The following is an 18,166-nucleotide window of genomic DNA, read 5'->3' as shown; positions in this document are numbered from 1 at the left end:
TTATCTTCAAGTGCAAATAAACGCTGTCGAGAAAAACTTTTAAAAAGATAAGAAAAACATGTTTTATATTAGCAAACGAAAATTATTTAATTATTTTTTTGAGAGATCATTTTTTGGCTTGCTGGTTATTAATTTTTGCAAAGAAAAAGTCAGAACAGTTTTTGAATGCTCTGACTTTCTTTTTTATCTAAATAAACTAACAATACCACTAATTAAAACAAGTGCTGCGATCCAATAAGCTTACATTGCTTGAAAGTGGGTCTCGCCTTCTTTTTTAAGGCTATTACTAATTTTACGTCCACGGACAAACACCAAAATTGAAATAATGATCAAGCAAATACCAATAATCACATAAGCGGTGTGACTGAAATGTGTGATTGTCGTTGTGCCTAAAATCATACTCAAGCCAAAGATAATAAATAAAATGCTAAAAGCTATACCAGAGTAAATAATCAAAGAGTCATTAATAACTTTTTTACGTTTTGAATTATATCAAGCAAAATGAAGGATTGAACGAACTTCGATCAAACCAAGCACTATTAGAATAATTCCGAAAACAATCGACTGCCACATATAAATCCCTGCCTTCTAAAACTATTACTTATATTTAACTCAATTATAAGTCTTTTTATAAAAGTTATTAAATTTAAGAGGTTATTGCTTGAATTAAAAAAACGCAAAAGTATCTAACTTTTACGGTTTACTTCATCAATTGACGTTTTTTAGTGCAATTCTTGTAGGCTTAATATTTATGCTTTTTTATAAAAAATAATTAAAACAGTTGCAAAAACAACTGATAATTGATGCATTAACCTCGTGCATTCCAATCGATGCAGCCCTTTTCATAGGCATCGTCTTTTAGTAAATCCGACAATTTTAATTGATCTAAAGATGGCAAATAATTCTTTTCTTTAAGATATTCTTCCAAATACTTATTGATAATATCTTTAAAATTGCTCTTCATACGTCTTGCCGGTTCTTGATTTTTTAAACGTAAAAGTGATTTGTACACTGTATTGTATAAAAATTCATCATCACTATTCTTTATTATCAGCAGTGAATAATTGTGTGCGGCACGATTCCTGAAATATCGCATGGACTCGATGACCTTTTCAAAATCAGCAAGTGACAAGTCATTCTTAAAAACTCGCTTTAAAATTATTGCTTGCTGTTTATGGTGCAACAAAAAGAAAAAGTTGCAAGCAACGCCAAATGACATTTCTTTTATTAGAACCCATGTGGTAATTTCACTACTGTACAAGTAATTATATCCATCGAACGGTTCAAGATAATTTTCTTTAATTCGACGAATTCTACTTCTTAATTCACCACGTCTGATTACTCTTCCCGTCTGCATAACATGTTTTTCTTTTAAAAGATCCTCGAGTTTTAATCTAGACTCTTGATAAAAATTGAACTTTTTAGCTTTTAGTGCGCTACGTACAACTCTATTATATCGATTAGTGTAGCTTTAAATGTTTGTTCAAATAGTTGCAAGTCAATTAATGCTTCATTTTTTAATCTCTGATCTAGTTGATAAAAAGCATATATTTCTTCAAAAGTTGTATTTGGTCTAACCTTCTCGCTATCGTTTTCAATAAAATGGTCAAGATACTGATAAATAATTTCACGGTAGCCATAAGTTTGGACTTTATCGATAAAATATTCTTCATCATTAATCGTTACTCCAGACTCACGGCAAAAATCCATACGCCATCTAGCTATATCTTCAAAATCATTGTTTGATTTAGTCATTACTTTCATCTCCTCTTGCAAAGAACGAGTTTTTATATTATTTACCATACCTTCTTTATACAACTGATTCTATCTATAATGTAAGCGCAAATAATAAAGCTGTGGAGGTTTTAATTATGAGTTTAAAGAACAATTATGATGTTATTATCATCGGCGGCGGTGCTAGTGGACTTGTCGCTGCTTATGAAGCTGCACACAACAGCCAATCAGTTTTAGTAGTTGAAAAAGGTCATAATTTAGGTGGTAGCGGTAATTACATCGAAGGTGCTTTTGCCGTTGATTCATTCATGCAAAAGAAAACATGCTGACTATCATTTAACTAAAGAAGCAGCTTTAAACGAAGAATTAAACTATTCTCACTATAAGGCTGATACCAATACTTGGAAGCAATACATTGATGGTTCAGCAGATATTATTATTAAATGGTTGAAAGATTTATATGAATATACTTAATAATGCGGTGTCTAACAACTGGATTCTTTGTTCTGCGGAGGACTGGCAAATCGCGCATCCCTTACTTAAATCAAAAAGTTTCAACTGGAATTGCAACACCCAATTTGGCATTATCTATAACGATAAAAGCAATGCAGCTACTAAAAATTTAATCAAGACACTAAAAAAGAATTAATCCGTCATTTGGATTAATTCTTTTCTTTATCTATTAGAAGTTAACTTTATCTGGATCATTAGCCAAACCAGCTACACCATGTAATCCATCAAGCTTAACCATATCTTCAGGACTAATTTCAAAATCAAATACTTCTGCATTTGCCTTGATGTATTCTGGGTGAACTGACTTAGGAAGTGGTAAGAAACCATGTTGTAATGACCAACGAATCAAAACTTGTGCTGGAGACTTGCCATAATTTGCGGCAACTCCTTTAACTACATCGTTACCTAACAAACCACCTGTACCAAGTGGACTGTAGGCTTCGTTAAGCATATCGTATTTCTTATTTTCAGCAACAACCTCAGGTTGTAAGTCACTTGGGTTTAAGAAAATTTGGTTAACGACAGGCTTGATTTCAGCATTTTCCATCAATGCATCAAGGTGACGCTTTCTAAAGTTAGAAACACCAATGGCACGAATCTTACCAGCTTTGACAGCTTCTTCCATAGCTCTCCAACTTTCTGAATTTAATTCAGCCCAGTTGTCGCGCATGTTAGCTGGATTTGGCCAGTGAATCAAATACATGTCAAGGTAGTCAAGCTTTAAGTCAAGCAAACTTTGATCAATTGCTTTCTTAGTCTTGTCATAGCCGTGATCAGCATTCCATAGCTTAGTAGTGATAAACAATTCATGACGATTAATGCCACTCCTTTGAATTGCTTCACCAACACTATCTTCATTGCCATAGGCCTTGGCAGTATCAATGTGACGATAGCCAGCATTTAAAGCTGCCAAAACTGATTCCTTAGCAACTTCACCATCTGGCGTTTGCCAAGTACCAAAGCCAATGATCGGTATCTTAACACCATTGTTTAACGTATAAGTGTCTTGTAAAGAATTAAATTTCATTAGTTACTTATCGATTTCAGGAGCTTCATTAATCTCAGCTTGCATCATCCAGATTCTCTTTTCGATATCCGTATGACAGCTAGTCAAAATATCGTTGCTACCGTAGTCCCCTTCTTCATCACTAGCTTTAATTCCTTCTTCATAAAGCTTATCTAAATAGCGATAGCCAGCAATAATGGTCTTGAATCTATCTTTAGTCGAAATGCCCCATTCCCCAGGCTTGTCTTCTAGTTTAGTATGTTTCAATACTTCAGATAAACTTGAATAAGGTGACCCATCAATGGTAATTAATCTTTCCGAAATTAAATCTCTTTGTTCATCAAGCTCGTCCATAACATCGTCGAGGTATGGGTGAAGTTTCAAAAAGTTTGGACCTCTCATGTACCAATGCTGTTGACGAGTAATCATGATAAGTTGAGTTAAATCAGCAACTGCTTGATTTAAAATTTCTTTTGTTTTGGTATATTTCATATAAAGCCTCCTTTAAACCGCTTTCTTTGATTGTAGCATCTTTTTCTTAAAAGTACTAATAATTCGACCTAAAACAAAAAGACACTTCTTAAAAAGTGTCTTGAATATTAATCTTTATTGGTTAATCTAATTCGATTAGGGAAAATAAATGAAATCACTGGAATAATCAGATACAAAATCATTGCTACTCTTGGAATATAAAGAGACATGATTATCAAAATAATATTAATAACTAGATCAAATACGCTTCGTATTACAAATGATTTATTCATAACAATTCGCATTATTTGTGAATCCTTCACCGTCTCTTTTGCCCCAAAATATTGAGTCAGAATTTCAACTACTTTTGCAATTAAAAAGACAACACCAAAGTTCACTACTGCAAAAGTCGATGTTTCAGCCATGATCCATTTGGTCATCACCGGAAAAAGAGATAAATCCACTAATAGCATAAAATCCATAATTGCTACAGTTTTTGTTGGTCTAAAAATATAATATGAAAACGATAAATGCAGATCATAGCAAAAATCAGCAACTATGAAGAAAGTAATTAAAAAGACAGCTATATCACTCAAAAAGCCTTTATAATGAACCTCGTTGATAGCTGGCAAATGCTCCCTCAAATTTGCAGGCTCTTCTTTTTGAGCAGCTTTAAATTGCTCTTGCATATCAGCTAGTTTTTGCTTTTCTTCATCAGAAAATTTATCCAAGGTAATTTTAAAAATAATGATGTAAAGATTGTTATTGTAGCCTCAAAGTTTAATGAGATTGTTACCCATCATTTAGTTGACGGTGCATTGGCTACCCTTAAGCAATTTGGAGTAAACGAAAAGAATATTGATGTTTATTGGGTGTCTGGTGCTTTTGAAATCGGCTTTACCGCTAAAAAGATTATGCTTAGTGATAAATATGATGGCATCATGACTTTAGGTGCTGTGATCAGGGGTGAAACTGATCACTACAGTATGATTATTCAAAATGTTACAAGTGCAATTATGCAAATTAATTTGGAAACCAAGATACCTGTCACATTTGGAATTTTAACAACTGATGATATTGAACAAGCTTGGCAAAGAGCTGGCTTAAAGGGTGGTAATGAAGGTAGTTCTACTGCTCAAACTTTATTAGAAATGATCTCTTTGAATAAAATGATGAACTAAAAAATTATTGTACAAAAAAAGCATCCCAAATTTAGGGATGCTTTTTAGTTACTTTACTTAACACTGGCTAAAGCTTCATCAATTGGTATATCGCCAGACTTCATCATGATAACCTTACCAATAGTATTATCATGCTTGAGGATTTCAGCCAATGTCTTTGTACATCAGGAATTGGGTTAGAAGTTACTCCAGTTACATCTAGACTTATCTTACCTGTACCCTTTTCCTCAGTTAAGTTAGTTGGTTGCAAAATAGTATATTTAAGATCACTTTGGTTTACTAAGAAGTTATCTGCAAAGTACTTGGCAATGGTATAATCTAATATTTGATCCAAGCCATCGATATGCCACTTGTCAGGTTCCAAAGTAAAGATTGAACTAAGATATATCTTTCAATACCAAGCTTCTTTGCTGCTTGCATGGTCTTTACAGCACCATATGCATCTGTTTGAAGCAGATCTTTACCACGTGAACCAGCGGTGAAGTAAACAGCATCTCTGCCTTTCATTAATTTAGCTAAATCATCAACGCTTGAATGAAGATCCATGTGAACAGCCTTAACATTATCTAACTTAATAATATGATCTTCATGACGTGCGCCAGCTACGACAGTATTACTATCCGCAACTAAGTCTTTAATTAATTCTGTTCAATTCAAATATAGCTTATTTTTAGTAAGTCAGCAAGAATGAGTACTTTTGAACGGTTACTTTTTTAGTTTTTGTAAGTTTGTTTAGGTATGTTAATGAGTGAGGCAGAGATAGTTTATTTTTTATAAAATATTTAGTAACAACCTGCTTTAAAAACTTTTTATATTAAAAAAACTCGACTTTTTGTCGAGATCTTAAATTTATCTGCTTATTTTACTTCCAAGTAATTTTCCGCATTTCTTAAATCGTCAATTGATAACTGACCAGGAGCTGATGTCTTTCCCATTGCACCAAGTTCTGGCATGGTGTAAGAACGCCTTTGAGTTAGCAAGTACGTTCTTCTGCTATTTAAAACATCTTTATTAAGTGCCATGGTAGCCATTGCTTCAGCTGAGTCTTCCAAGGTAATAAAACTCATGGCTTGCTTACCTACTGGGTAGATCAAACCTTTTCTCTCGATTAATTCTGGCAAGTATGGCACTAATGGATCAGCATACAAACTGTTTTTAGCAATTGCATAATTAAGATCAGTACCTGCAAGTCGTCTTGGCAAATAACCGTAGAATGGTGACATCACAAATGGGTTATCTTCTTGATCTGCAATAAAGCTCATCGCCACAAGATTCTTAATACCATTGGTCTTCATCGCAGCCAAGACATTTTCTAGCTCGCCCACTCGATCAAAGACAGAGTAGGTTTTACTTGCGACATAAACAAAGATATCAATCCCTGCAAAAGCCTTTTCTAGACTGGCACGGTTTTGAAAATCGATTTCTCTAATTTCAAGCCCTTCATTAATCAAAGCAGGGTATTTAGCATTTTTATCTATATCTTTTGCGTAGTAAATGTCGGCTGCAATAGCGATTCCGTATCTGTTGTTGTAGCGAACGTGTTCACGAGTTAATTTATCACCTAATTTGGTAATGTATCCGTATGGCATATTATTTGGTCCTTTCTTTCGATTGATTAACTATAATTTGCCATCAAGATTTATACATTACCAATATCTATTGTAAATGAAAATCTATAGTTTTTCCTTATGCTTTCTATCCAAAAAATCCAAGACAACTGTCTTGGATTGATAAATTATTCTTTTCTATTTTTACGCAAGTATTCAAACAAAATACCCTCACGCAAACCGCAGTTAGAAAAGATCACTTCACTAACCTGCAAGTTACGCAATACTAAGCTAATCGGGATCAAACCACCGACGATCACGTCTGCTCGATGCTTGGCTAAACCAGGAATCTTCATCCGTTCATCTTTATTCATGGCGATCAATTTACTAATCAAGTTAAAGATATAGTGTGGTGGCAAGTGCATCCCGTGAATGTCAGGCAACTCATCAACTTCATCAGTAACCTCTCGTCGGTGAATCTTCGCGATTGTCCGGTTGCTACCGCCAAGTGCAATTAATGGCAAATTATGCACTTGTCCTAGCCAGCGCACCGTTGAAATTTTCTGCCCTGCCGCATTCATTGCGCTATACAAATCACTAGCTGAAATGGTATCAGCTAAGTTATAGTTTTGCGACAAAATGACTGAACCGACTGGAATACTTACCCGTTCTTTGCAGGCACCATTTTGAACCCAAATCAGCTCCGTTGAAGCACCACCACAATCCATGATAATGCCGTTTCTGACCGGCAAGGTATTAACTACGCCAATGTAGTCCAAGTATGCTTCGGTACTACCTGAGATCACCTGCAAGTCCAGTCCAACTTCATCTTTTACTCGTTTTAAGAATTCCGCTTGGTTCTTTGCTCCGCGAACTGCAGCCGTTGCTACCGCTTTGACGACCACATTATCATATTGCGTATATCTGGTTTTAAAGTCTTTCAAAGCTTGAATCGTTCTGTTCATTGGTTCTTCTTTAAGCGTCATTTCTTTGCCCATATTTTCAGACAAACGGACATACTCTCTAAAGTAACCCATGACTGTATAGCCACCATAATCGTCTATTTGTGAAATCTGCATTCTGACCGAGTTGGAACCCAAGTCAATTACTACTAAATTAGTATTAGTCATTTTCTCTTCCTCCTCAGTCTACTGTCATATTCACCGCGCAGATACTTCGTAAAAGCTTCGTAATCTTGTTCTACTTGCTTACTATAAGCGACAGCCCAATCAGCCATACACTTATCAAATTGCTTACTTTCTTGCAAGTAGCCATAAATCATTGCTGCCGTTGGACTTTGACAATGAGCTCGGGCCAAGATGAAGGCACAAAGCGTCGCATAAGCTTCAAAGCTTTCTTCATCCAGCTTAGTGGTATCAATTGAGTCCTTCATATCTCTGAATTGACGCACATAATAGCTGCGGCCTCCTGCTTCAGTATAACCCAAGAATGGATCATAGAAGGTTTGCAAGATGCTTTGACCGGTGATTACACGGCGCCCTTCTTCATAACCTTGCTGTTTAGCTTCTGCCACAGACAAATTAGACAAATCATACTTAGATGGCATTGCTTCTTTGATTTGCAAAACCAAGTGACTACCGTCTCTACCTGTCAGTAAAACCAGATAGCAGCGTGTACCAAAGCTACCAACACCTACGCTGTAACGAATAATGTCAGTCAGTTCAAAACTGCTCAACAGCACCTTTACATCAGGTGAAAGCTTCTTTTGATACTCTTCCATCGCACTAACTAATTCCTGATAAGTTTGATCAGAAATCCGTCTAGCACGTGGTGGATTTTCTTTAAAGACCAGCTTGCCATTTTCTTCAGTCGTAAACTTTTTAACTACCTTATCCGAATTATTCTTTGGTGCCTTATCCGCAATTTTCTTCAAAATCTTGACTAATTGCTTATCATCACTGGTTGTATTAAAGAAATCATTGATGCTGTATGAGGCGTAAAAACGGTCGAGCAGCTTTTGACCAGCCGCATCATTAATTCCGTCTTCATAAGCCTTGGCAGTATTCTTCAATATCTTATAAAGATTATCTGGATTATAGCCGTTGATCTTACCGATTAATTGAGCACTGACCATCAGACGCTTCAAATCGCTCTCCCAATTGCCAACTCTGGTTTCATCAAAGTCATTAAGTCCGAAAAGCAACTGTCTTTCAGGTGAAGCGAAAAAGCCGAAGTTGTTTAAGTGGGCATCTCCACAAATCATCACCCAGATTTTGCTTTGCGTGCTGTGCAACAAGTCATATTCCATGACACCAGCAGTACCACGCAAGAAGCTAAAGGCATTAGCAATCATGCGCTGATGACGCAAAGGCAATAGCTCAGGAATCATTGTATCTTCCTGTGTCTTGATCATCTCAACGGCATCCCGTTCAACCTGTTTAAAAGCACCTAGTTCACTAACTGGCACCTTTTTAGCCTGCTTCTTGCCGGCCTCAATCAATTCATCTTTGCTAGCTTTTAATCGCAGCTTATCAATATTGAATCTTTTGCGTAAAAAATCCTTACTCATCCGTATCCTTCTTTTCCTCAAGGGTTAAATCATTGTCTTCTTTACGCATTACTTCAAAGACATCAGGATCTCTATCTTCATCTTCTTTTTGCTTTAATTCGCGTTCTTTTTCTTGGGCTTGATGAATAAAGTACTCTTGAGAGTTTAGGGCCTTCTTACCACGACGATCAACCATTGAATATACATCATTATGAAGTACACGTGTCTTAACGTTGTCATTCCACATAATATCGTAGATATGAAGTACACGTTCCTTCAAATCTGGCTGCAAGATTGGGAATAAGGTTTCAACTCTTCTGTTCAAGTTACGCTTCATCATGTCCGCACTTGAAAGGTAGACATCTTGATTACCATTATTATAGAAGTAATAGATTCGACTGTGTTCGAGTAATCTTCCGACAATCGAATGTACTTCAATATTATCACTAATTCCAGGAATATCGGTTCTTAAGCAACAAATTCCGCGCACAATTAAGTGAATTTTTACGCCAGCGTGAGAAGCTTCGTAAAGTTTACCAATGATTTCAGGATCAGAGAGTGAATTCATCTTCATGTGAATTTCGGCTTTACGGCCAGTTTTGGCGATTTCGATTTCATTATCAATCTTTTGATTAATGAACTCACGGATATGCTTTGGTGAAATTCTTAATTGTCTGAAGTATGGTGGACGAGAATAACCAGATAGCATGTTAAATAAGTTAGTGGCATCGACACCAAGGTCGCGGCGTGAAGTGAATAAGCCCATATCAGTGTAGAAGTGAGCAGTTACGTCGTTGTAGTTACCGGTACCCAAGTGAATGTATCTGCGAATACCATCTTCATCACGGCGAATGACCAAAGTAATCTTGGTGTGCGTCTTAAGTCCTTTCAAACCATAGATAACGTGACAGCCCATTTGTTCCAAAGTCTTAGCCCAGTGGACGTTATTCTCTTCATCAAAACGAGCTTTGACTTCGACCAAAACAGTTACTTGTTTGCCAGCTTGTGCAGCTTGACCCAAGTATTTAATGATTGGTGAATTACCTGAAACACGATAAAGGGTCATCTTAATGGCTAAGACCTTGTCATCATGGGCAGCCTTACAAATAAAGTTTAAAACTGTGTCAAATGAATCATATGGGTGTTGAACCAAGTAATCTCTTTGTCTAATATTGGCAAAAATATCGCTTGAAAGAGCTAAATCTGGATCAACATAACCCTTGATTGGCGCATAACGCATTTTTTCATGACCCTTAACTGCACCAGCAAGTTTCTTAAGGAAGGTTAAATCAATTGGACCAGAAATCTCATAGATTTCATTCTTCTTAACCTTTAATTTATCAAACAAGCGCGAACGCAACTTTTCACCCATTGATTTTTCAATTTCAAGGCGAACAGCTTTACCATGTTCACGGTCTTTCAATTGCTTTTGTACACTCCGCAAAAAGTCTGAAGTATCACGTTCAGCCACGTCCAAGTCCATGTCACGAGTAACTCGGAAAATAGCGGCTTCCTTTACTTCGTAGCCGTCGAAAAAGCTGCTAACGAATTCTTTGATGATGTCTTCAAGCAAAACAAAACTATTGTCAGCCTTAGGCAATTTAACCAGACGCTTAAAGTTATTAGGAACTCTAAGAGTGGCGTAATAATGTTTACCATCTTCCTTGTCCTTCAAGCAAACAGCGATGTTCAATGAATCATTGGCAATAAATGGGAATGGACGGTTGGTGTCATCGGCCATTGGTGTAATGATTGGATATAGTTCATCACTGAAGTAACGTCTAACGAACTCATATTGCTGAGCGTTCAGATCTTTGACTTCTTTAATGAAAATATTCTTCTTTTCAAGCAATGGTAAAAGTGAACGCCAATAAGTTGAGTATCTTTTTTCTACTGCTCTGTGTTCTTTTTGGTTGATGGCATCAAGCTGCTTTTCAGGAGTCTGGCCTGAAGAGTCAGTTGTCTTAATGCCTGCCGCAATCAACTTGTGCAAAGAAGCAACACGAACCATGAAGAATTCGTCCACATTACTTTGCGTGATGCCCAAGAAATTGATTCTTTCAAGCAATGGATTATCTTTATTGCGGGCCTCTTCCAACACTCGGTCGTTAAAGTCCATCCAGCTTAATTCACGGTTTTTAAAATATTCCGGTTTTAAAAACAGTTTTGTTTCTTCTTTTTCGTTTCCTAAAAATGTACTACTCATTGTCTATTCATACCCTCTTGTTTTAAAACAACCTTAATGCCAAATACGTCCTCGAATAACTTAACGCGTTTGTTAAATGACCAACGTTCCAGCGTAATATCTGCGTTAGTTTTCGCTCTAATCACTAATTCATTGTTTTTCTTCAGTGAAATAACGATTTTCTTGATCTTTTGTTTGTGGGATGCATCTAATGCTGTCGCAATCCGCAAAATGGCAGAAAGCTTGGCCACTGTTAATTGAACATCTGGATTCAGGTGACGGTAGTGGTGTCCACCAATGTTTGGCGCAGAACCATCTCCATCATCGATAGTCTGATAACGACAAATCTCACTGACGATTTCATTTTCACGATCTGACATGCCAATCAGTTCATTAGCTTCGATAAAATCGGCTGATTGCTCATAGCGGCGAGCTTGATTAACAAAGCTGCCGATATCATCAACGGTTGCTGCCCAACCTAACAATTCTCTAGCTGATTTAGGCAAAAGGTGCACTTTACGTAAACGATCAAAAATGTGCAAAGCAAACTTGCGTACTGCGTTAGCATGGTGTAAATCAACCAAATAGCGTCGAGCCATATTTTGAGCTGAAGTCATCATGATATCAGTATCTTTGCCTCTCTTCTCTAGCATCAAAAGGCCGGTGACAACAGACATGTCTGTAATGTAAATCGTGCCAATATTTAAGAGAGAAAGGAATTGCTTGATTGAAATGGCATTAGGAATAACGTGTTCAGCTACAGCTGGTTCCAAGTCATAGTTTTGCATGATATCGTTAAGCGACATTTGGATCAGTTGATCATAGAAGTATTGAAATTCTTCGTGCGTAATCTGGTTAGCTGAGTTTTCTTTCTTCAAATAAGTATTATTCAAGGCATCAGCGTGTTGGATAATTACAGCGGCACGCGAATTATCCTTGATCTGACGAGCCAAGTGACCGATCTTCGCACCTAAGTAATCATTGATAACATAGATCGGATCATTAGGCGTTTCATTAGTGATTTCATTGATCTCTTGGATCTCTCGTGGACCTAAGGCCAGGCTCCAGCTTGATTCGAACTTATTGTTTTTAAACAAAGAAAGGTTGATCATTGCAGAACCAAGACTAAGCAAATAAGTGGCGTGGTCCTTGCCATCGTCATTTACTTCTGCTTGACTCTTCATCCCGCTTAAGACCTTGGCGTAGACGATTTGACCACCATTAAGCCATTCGATCTTCCAACCAGTTCTAACCTTGATCTGATCTGCAATAAAACTGGCAGACATTTCATCAATTAATTGTTCATTGCCGTAAAACTTGAAATCCTTAATCTGATATTCTGCTAACTTCTCTTTAAAGCCTTCAATTGCATCACAGATTTTGTCCATATCTTGTTCAAAAACCTGGCTTTTACTATCAGCTTGTAAAAACGAAGGCGAATCTAGTTGTTCAATGACAGTTAGATCCTTTAGATCTACTATGTTAAGTTGAATCTTATAGGAAGACATATAAATTAAACCAAATAAAGTTTTCTTCATTTATTATTTTCACCTATTAATGCAATTACTTTAATATTATACTTTTACTCTATCTTAATTATATATTAACTTTTTGATTATGATCTAAATTTTACGGCCTAATTTTGAAAAAATTTAATAACAAAAAAGGCACAATTTTATGTGCCTTTTTCACCCTAATGACTATACGAATCGCTTACATGTAAGGGATACAAATGGTTGGAATGTCTCTCCATTGATAGCAAGTCAAATTCAACTAGTTCGTTTTTCAATTTATCTACTGTACAAGATTTGCAGTGCATTCTTTCATCAAATCTTCATCTGAATAAATGATGTACATGTTGCCATCGTCATCTATCCAACCCTTATTTTGTGACTCTGTCATCCGTAGAGTAAAAATCATGTAAAGATAACGAGCATTGACACTCATATCCCTATATTTGGGGTTATGGAAGAATGCCTTTGGCAAACCATTTTGTTGTTCAGGATAATCTTGGCCCTCTTTAAATCTTAGTTGTGTTTTCATTATATCTACCTCTATTATGTTTGTTTTATTTGTTTATTAGAAAATTATTAAGCCAAGCGAATAAAAAAAGCCCAGAGCTGATATGGCTCTGGGTCTTAATTGTATTCTTAATTAACGGTAGTCCTTGAGGAAGTCGACTAACTTTTGGTAGTCGGCATCGTGCTCAGAGTCATAAGCATCAACTAAATCAACAACCTTGTTGTCTTTGGTGATGATGCGGTATTCACGCAAATCTTTCTTTTCATTTGCGATTACAGTAATTTCGCCTTTACCTGGTGTTGAGTACAAATCAGGATTTAGAGCTTCATTCAATTTGTCTGATAATTGTTGGTTAAATGCAATTGTGTTCATTCGCTTTTATCTCTTTTCTTATAAATAAACTCCAACACAATCATTATAACATTTTTACCTAATTATGTTAGGCTTCTTATTTTAAATTAATTTTCCTTATCTAGTCTGCAAATGCACATCATATCTGGTGTTTGAGGTGCAACATCAATCGGTGTGATTGCCTTAGTTTCATAACCATTTTGCTTAAAGAGCTTAAGATCACATACCAAAGTGTCTAGGTTAAATGAGAGATAGATAAACTCTCTTGGCTGCATCTTTACGCTAGCTTCAATAAAGCCTTTTAACAAGCCTTTCTTAGGGGCAGTTGCAATAATGACGCTAGTACTTTCATTGTTTTTAGCTAAACGATTCATTACTTGATCAGCATTGCCGATTAGGTTTCCTTTTTATAAAATAAGATATCGATTAGCAGTGACAAGTGAAAATCAAATACTATACGTTTTTTCTTTAACTTTAAATAAGCAAAATCTTATCAATTGTATTTATGAATATTAAAAAAGACATAACCTATTTAAATGAGATAAGCTATGTCTTTTTTTACATTATCTATATTAAATCTAAGCGTAAACTCTTTGCTTAAGAATACCAACATATGGCAAGTTGCGGTAAAGACCGTTGTAGTCCAAGCCGTAACCTACTAAGAATTCATTAGGAGCCTTGAAGCCATAATCATCTGGGTAGAAGTCAACTACACGTGTCTCAGGTTTATCTAACATAGAAATAACTTCAACACTCTTGGCACCGCGTTCCTTCATCAAGTCGCTAAGTGCCTTTAAAGTTCTACCTGTGTCAATGATATCTTCCATGAAGATTACTGGGCGGTTCTTAACGTCTGACTTCACGTCTTGGGTAATCTTAACCTTACCAGTAGAGCTGGTACCTTCATAACTGGAGGCCTTCATTGGATCAATTGTTAATTTGAAAGTTAATCTTTTGATCATATCGCTGGCAAAGATCATTGCGCCATTCAAAACTGGAATGACGATTGGTTCTTGCCCTTCATATTTCTTGTTAAGGCGAGCTGCCATTTCATCCATTCGCTTGTTAAGTTGATCTTGATCAAATAATACTTTTTCGATGTCGTTATTCATGTTGATTATTTCCCTCTCAAATTAGTTAACGGTAAGATTTTAACATATTTTCTTTGGATTTTACAGTGTTTTGCTAAAATTGTTGGCTAATTTATTAATTAATCATAATTTTTATATATTTTTGTTCGTGTTTTAGTGAGAGCAAATAAAAAACTATTAAGATTTTACACTTAATAGTTTCTTTACTCTATTTCCTATCTAAAACCACTGTGCCCTCAGGTGGATTTTGATTAATTGCACCGATAATTGGGTGTGGCACATACAATTCATCAAAATAGTTTACTTCATCTAGTATGAGCTCTACGTCCATCGAATTCACAGCTGATTCAAGGTGTTTGATCTTATTGGAGCAGTGATACCCTTAGCCCATTCCCAAGCTAAAGCAATTTCTGACATCTCAACACCATGCTTTTCCTGACTTTCATTACTTTAAGCTTAATACCGCTAGTCCATTATGAAAAAATACTTATTATAAATTCCTAGGCATAACTTTTATGCATCCCACTCCATTAAACAGTCGGCTGCACCAGCCTCTTGATCAATCTCTTTTTTCACTAACTTAAAACCACGGTTTTGATAAAAACTAATAGCCGCCCCATTCTTTTCATACACCGACAGCTGCAATTTATCATGCTTTAGCTTCAAAAAGTCAATCAGCTTTCCGCCAATACCGCGGCCCCGATGATCTCTTTTAACAAAGATACCGGCAATATAGTCGCCTTGCATCCCTACAAAACCAGCTATCTCGCCCTCTTCTTCATCTACATACAGCTGAGCATTCGGCAACTCTTTTTTCACCAATTCATAGTTATCATGCCAATAACTTGGATCAATAAAATCGTGTGCATCAAGGTTGCCCTTAAGCCAAATCTGCATCAACGCATCTAAATCGCTCTTTTGATATTTTCTAATCATCTTTATTTCCGAATAAACTTTTGATCACTTGCAGGCACGCCGCTGTCATCTGAGATATAGCGTTCAACGCGCATATGCAAGTCATACTTTTCACGCAAGTCAGCCAATTCCTTCATCATAGGTGAAGCATGGTGAGCCTCAAGCGCCTTTTGATCACGCCAACTATCGATTAATAAAACCGTCTCAGGATCGTCCATTGGGATAAAGTAATCATATTTTTCATTGCCTTCTTCGGCACGAATACGACCTGCAATACCCTTGTCTTCCATTTCTTGTGCGAACTTTCTGGCATCACCATTTTTGCCATTGTAATAAAGATTTACAGTCAAACTCATAATTTGTCTCTCCTTTGTAAAATCGCTTTCATTAGTTATTTTACTATAATCTTCCTTATTCTTAACTTGTATTCATCGAAAGTTATCGCTAAAATTTAATTAGAAAGTAAGCGTTATTATTTAGAGGTGAGAAAAATGTTAAACAAAAGAAAATTCCTCATCAAACTGTGTGCAGCGTTACCAGCTGCCCTGCTTTTAACGACTACTCCAGTTTTAGCTGATGAAAATGATCAAACTAATCAATCACAAACATCTGAAACAAATAAACAAAATGTAACCTACCAATCATTATATTGGCGTTGCATAAATCAATATACTGGTCAAACCTTACAAGTCATGTATGCCGATACGGTAAAAGTGGTTAACGGTGTCCCTGAGCGGCAATTCTTTAACATGGGGCAATTACCAGAGAGAATTGGTGACTTTGAGATAGCTGGCAATCCCCCTTATGATGGACGTGCCCTTGAAGTTGATCCTAACAATCCAAGTGGTGTCACCTACATCGATTGTGCCTACTATTTGCCAAATAAGAAGGATAGTAGTAGCACAACCACTACCCATAATCAACAACATTCACAGAATGTAACAAAGGATAATCACAACAGCCATTCAGCAATCAAGAAAACAGACAAATGGCGTCAACAACACAAGATGCCAAATTCTGCTACTTCTAATTTAAACAAAAAGCAAAATGCTAGTCCAAGTAAGGCAGCTACCAGCAGTAAGCCTAATAAGAAAAAGGCAACAAGTAAGAAGAACAAACCTGCTACTGCCAAAAATCATGCTAATGTACAAGCTGAACGTAACAGCAACATCTTGAAATTCGTGGTTATTCCATTGGTGATTATAGTAATTGCCGCAATCTCTATTCCACGCAAGTTCTGGCACAGAAATCTCGGTAAACACGCTGAATAACAAGAAAGTCGAGTCAAGCTCGGCTTTTTTATTATATTTATATGAAATCGCTATCAAAAGATACTTCCTTAACTGTATAATAAAACTATAAATCAATAGTTATACAAGTGTGATAAAAAGTACAAAGAACCTGCTACTCAGGCCACTTTAAAGAAGTACAAGGTCAACATTGCAGTCAAGAAATTTAAGGATGGCACAATCTACAAGCCAGTTGCTATTCCAAATTCTTACGAGAGAATCAATTTAAAGAAGCCTAACCTGTGGCAGGCGATCAATCAGTTCTTCACCTCACAGGTACAAGGTATCGCTCAAAGTGTCGACATCATCGCCTTCGTTTTGATCCTAAGTGGATGTATTGGTGGCGTTCACGCAAACGGCGCGATCAAACTCGGGGATGCAGGCTTTATCTAAAAAAATCAGCTGAAAAGGTACGTAAAGATCCTACTAAATCTGTTGTTTACGACCAATACGAAGAAGATCGTGAAAAGTACTTAAACGATGCCGACTTTAACAAACCAGCCAACTTTACTTGGCAACAAAAATTATCATTGATCATCTTCGGCATTGCCTTTATCGTCATGATCTGGGGTGTACAACAAAAAGGCTGGTACTTCACCGAAATTTCGGTAGTCTTCTTAACTGCCGGCTACTTGATGGCTATCTTCTCAGGACTTTCCGAGCACAAAGTTGTGCAAGCCTTCGTTGATGGTGCTAGCGATTTGCTTGGTGTTGCTTTGACAATCGGGTTGGCGAGAGCCGTTTCCATTGTTATGGACGACAGTCACACCAGTGACACCATCATGCACTTCTTCAGCCAACAGATTTCTGGCATGAGTCCATTAATCTTCATTTGGTTCCTGTTCATCGTCTACATCATTCTGGGATTCTTCATTCAATCATCATCTGGTTTGGCCGTACTTTCCATGCCAATCATGGCACCACTTGCCAATGTGGTTGGAATCGACCGTGCTAGTGTAATTGATGCCTACAACTGGGGCCTTGGCTTTATTTCCTTGGTTGCCCCAACCGGATTAATCTTAATGAGTTTGATGATGGTTAACATCGACTTTAACAAATGGTTCAAGTGGTGTTGGAAATTACTGGTAATCGAATTTGTCTTGTGTCTAGTCGCATTAGGCGTCGGATTGTTAGTATATTAGATGTCAACTACCCTAGACTGAAGTCTAGGGCTTAGTGGCTCGTTAGCTTGCGCTAACCAGAACACCAACTTGCTTAGATACGGACTTGACTTACCAGCAATAGTCTTTTGACTATTGCCGATAGAGGTCGTCTAATTACCAAAGCCTTTTAAGTCCGCGAGTTGCTAGCGGACTGCAGCCTTTCTAGGCTGCTTTTTTTATTTTAGGATT

20 protein-coding genes and 2 pseudogenes are annotated in these 18,166 nt (G+C 36.8%); 5 read left to right on the top strand and 17 right to left on the bottom strand.

The genetic code is table 11. The features are described from left to right. Nucleotides 1-808: 808 nt before the first annotated feature. Together BN1206_RS10225 and BN1206_RS10220 are read right to left on the bottom strand one after the other, a co-directional pair. Nucleotides 809-1,357 carry an Abi family protein gene (locus BN1206_RS10225; RefSeq protein WP_052542992.1) on the bottom strand — a complete coding sequence of 183 codons (549 nt, stop codon included), beginning with the start codon at nt 1,355-1,357 and terminating at the stop codon, nt 809-811. A gap of 71 nt (nt 1,358-1,428) precedes the next feature. Then, entirely contained in the window at nt 1,429-1,755 is a 327-nt protein-coding gene (locus tag BN1206_RS10220; protein ID WP_013641926.1) for an Abi family protein, read from the bottom strand. 116 nt (nt 1,756-1,871) lie between these two features. On the opposite strand from BN1206_RS10220, the gene BN1206_RS04910 reads away from it, so the two are divergent. After that, nucleotides 1,872-2,063 carry an FAD-dependent oxidoreductase gene (locus BN1206_RS04910; protein ID WP_013437959.1) on the top strand — a complete coding sequence of 64 codons (192 nt, stop codon included), beginning with the start codon at nt 1,872-1,874 and terminating at the stop codon, nt 2,061-2,063. Further along, nucleotides 2,032-2,208 (top strand): hypothetical protein, encoded by a 177-nt coding sequence (locus BN1206_RS09745; protein WP_013437958.1) that lies wholly within the window; start codon nt 2,032-2,034, stop codon nt 2,206-2,208. Before BN1206_RS04910 ends, BN1206_RS09745 begins: the two co-directional genes overlap by 32 nt. A 208-nt stretch (nt 2,209-2,416) precedes the next feature. On the opposite strand, the gene BN1206_RS04900 is transcribed toward BN1206_RS09745, so the two are convergent. From BN1206_RS04900 to BN1206_RS04890, 3 genes are all read right to left on the bottom strand, one after another. Next, the gene (locus BN1206_RS04900) at nt 2,417-3,274 is read right to left on the bottom strand and encodes an aldo/keto reductase (RefSeq protein ID WP_013437956.1); all 858 of its coding nucleotides are present in this window, start codon (nt 3,272-3,274) and stop codon (nt 2,417-2,419) included. A 3-nt stretch (nt 3,275-3,277) separates the two neighbouring features. Further along, the gene (locus tag BN1206_RS04895; RefSeq protein ID WP_013437955.1) at nt 3,278-3,745 is read right to left on the bottom strand and encodes a Dps family protein; all 468 of its coding nucleotides are present in this window, start codon (nt 3,743-3,745) and stop codon (nt 3,278-3,280) included. A gap of 107 nt (nt 3,746-3,852) precedes the next feature. Beyond that, complete coding sequence (locus BN1206_RS04890) at nt 3,853-4,455, bottom strand: membrane protein (RefSeq protein WP_013437954.1); 603 nt, start codon at nt 4,453-4,455, stop codon at nt 3,853-3,855. On the opposite strand from BN1206_RS04890, the gene ribH reads away from it, so the two are divergent. Continuing rightward, nucleotides 4,426-4,905 carry a 6,7-dimethyl-8-ribityllumazine synthase gene (gene ribH / locus BN1206_RS04885; protein WP_013437953.1) on the top strand — a complete coding sequence of 160 codons (480 nt, stop codon included), beginning with the start codon at nt 4,426-4,428 and terminating at the stop codon, nt 4,903-4,905. The genes BN1206_RS04890 and ribH overlap by 30 nt on opposite strands. Before the next feature lie 53 nt (nt 4,906-4,958). Here the strand turns inward: ribH and BN1206_RS04880 are convergent. The 12 genes and pseudogenes from BN1206_RS04880 to BN1206_RS04825 all read right to left on the bottom strand — a co-directional run bounded on the left by BN1206_RS04880 (nt 4,959) and on the right by BN1206_RS04825 (nt 15,881). Continuing rightward, nucleotides 4,959-5,544, bottom strand: a pseudogene (locus BN1206_RS04880) (NAD(P)H-binding protein). Nucleotides 5,545-5,762: 218 nt separating this feature from the next. Beyond that, entirely contained in the window at nt 5,763-6,494 is a 732-nt protein-coding gene (locus BN1206_RS04875) for an NAD(P)H-binding protein (protein ID WP_052542990.1), read from the bottom strand. A 146-nt stretch (nt 6,495-6,640) separates the two neighbouring features. Beyond that, nucleotides 6,641-7,582, bottom strand: a complete 942-nt coding sequence (locus BN1206_RS04870; RefSeq protein ID WP_052542989.1) for a Ppx/GppA family phosphatase — start codon at nt 7,580-7,582, stop codon at nt 6,641-6,643. Further along, complete coding sequence (locus BN1206_RS04865; RefSeq protein ID WP_014565847.1) at nt 7,579-8,982, bottom strand: DUF2252 domain-containing protein; 1,404 nt, start codon at nt 8,980-8,982, stop codon at nt 7,579-7,581. Before BN1206_RS04865 ends, BN1206_RS04870 begins: the two co-directional genes overlap by 4 nt. Further along, nucleotides 8,975-11,167, bottom strand: coding sequence for an RNA degradosome polyphosphate kinase (locus BN1206_RS04860; RefSeq protein ID WP_013641916.1), 2,193 nt, complete (start codon nt 11,165-11,167; stop codon nt 8,975-8,977). The genes BN1206_RS04865 and BN1206_RS04860 overlap by 8 nt, the downstream gene beginning before the upstream one ends. Further along, the gene (locus tag BN1206_RS04855) at nt 11,164-12,684 is read right to left on the bottom strand and encodes an exopolyphosphatase (protein WP_013641915.1); all 1,521 of its coding nucleotides are present in this window, start codon (nt 12,682-12,684) and stop codon (nt 11,164-11,166) included. Before BN1206_RS04855 ends, BN1206_RS04860 begins: the two co-directional genes overlap by 4 nt. A gap of 256 nt (nt 12,685-12,940) precedes the next feature. Further along, nucleotides 12,941-13,189 (bottom strand): replication initiator protein A, encoded by a 249-nt coding sequence (locus BN1206_RS04850; protein ID WP_052542988.1) that lies wholly within the window; start codon nt 13,187-13,189, stop codon nt 12,941-12,943. A gap of 111 nt (nt 13,190-13,300) precedes the next feature. Next, entirely contained in the window at nt 13,301-13,540 is a 240-nt protein-coding gene (locus BN1206_RS04845; protein ID WP_013437946.1) for a hypothetical protein, read from the bottom strand. A gap of 86 nt (nt 13,541-13,626) precedes the next feature. Continuing rightward, on the bottom strand, nt 13,627-13,893 hold the full coding sequence (locus BN1206_RS04840; protein ID WP_052542987.1) for a hypothetical protein: 267 nt from the start codon (nt 13,891-13,893) through the stop codon (nt 13,627-13,629). A gap of 204 nt (nt 13,894-14,097) precedes the next feature. After that, nucleotides 14,098-14,631, bottom strand: a complete 534-nt coding sequence (gene hpt, locus BN1206_RS04835) for a hypoxanthine phosphoribosyltransferase (protein ID WP_013437944.1) — start codon at nt 14,629-14,631, stop codon at nt 14,098-14,100. Nucleotides 14,632-15,123: 492 nt separating this feature from the next. Then, nucleotides 15,124-15,546 (bottom strand): N-acetyltransferase, encoded by a 423-nt coding sequence (locus BN1206_RS04830; RefSeq protein WP_022087681.1) that lies wholly within the window; start codon nt 15,544-15,546, stop codon nt 15,124-15,126. A 2-nt stretch (nt 15,547-15,548) separates the two neighbouring features. Beyond that, on the bottom strand, nt 15,549-15,881 hold the full coding sequence (locus BN1206_RS04825; protein WP_013437941.1) for a putative quinol monooxygenase: 333 nt from the start codon (nt 15,879-15,881) through the stop codon (nt 15,549-15,551). 135 nt (nt 15,882-16,016) lie between these two features. Here BN1206_RS04825 and BN1206_RS04820 point away from each other — a divergent pair, with 135 nt between their 5' ends. Both BN1206_RS04820 and BN1206_RS04815 read left to right on the top strand, forming a co-directional pair. Beyond that, on the top strand, nt 16,017-16,796 hold the full coding sequence (locus tag BN1206_RS04820; RefSeq protein WP_052542986.1) for a hypothetical protein: 780 nt from the start codon (nt 16,017-16,019) through the stop codon (nt 16,794-16,796). Between the two features lie 117 nt (nt 16,797-16,913). Continuing rightward, a pseudogene (locus tag BN1206_RS04815) lies at nt 16,914-17,956 on the top strand (hypothetical protein); the annotation flags it as partial. Nucleotides 17,957-18,166 lie beyond the last annotated feature (210 nt).

Source organism: Lactobacillus sp. OTU4228, from assembly GCF_001006945.1.
Taxonomy (GTDB): Bacteria; Bacillota; Bacilli; order Lactobacillales; family Lactobacillaceae; genus Lactobacillus; species Lactobacillus amylovorus.
The sequence above is the reverse complement of the archived record's forward strand: the minus strand, read 5'-3'. Positions and strand labels throughout refer to the sequence as shown.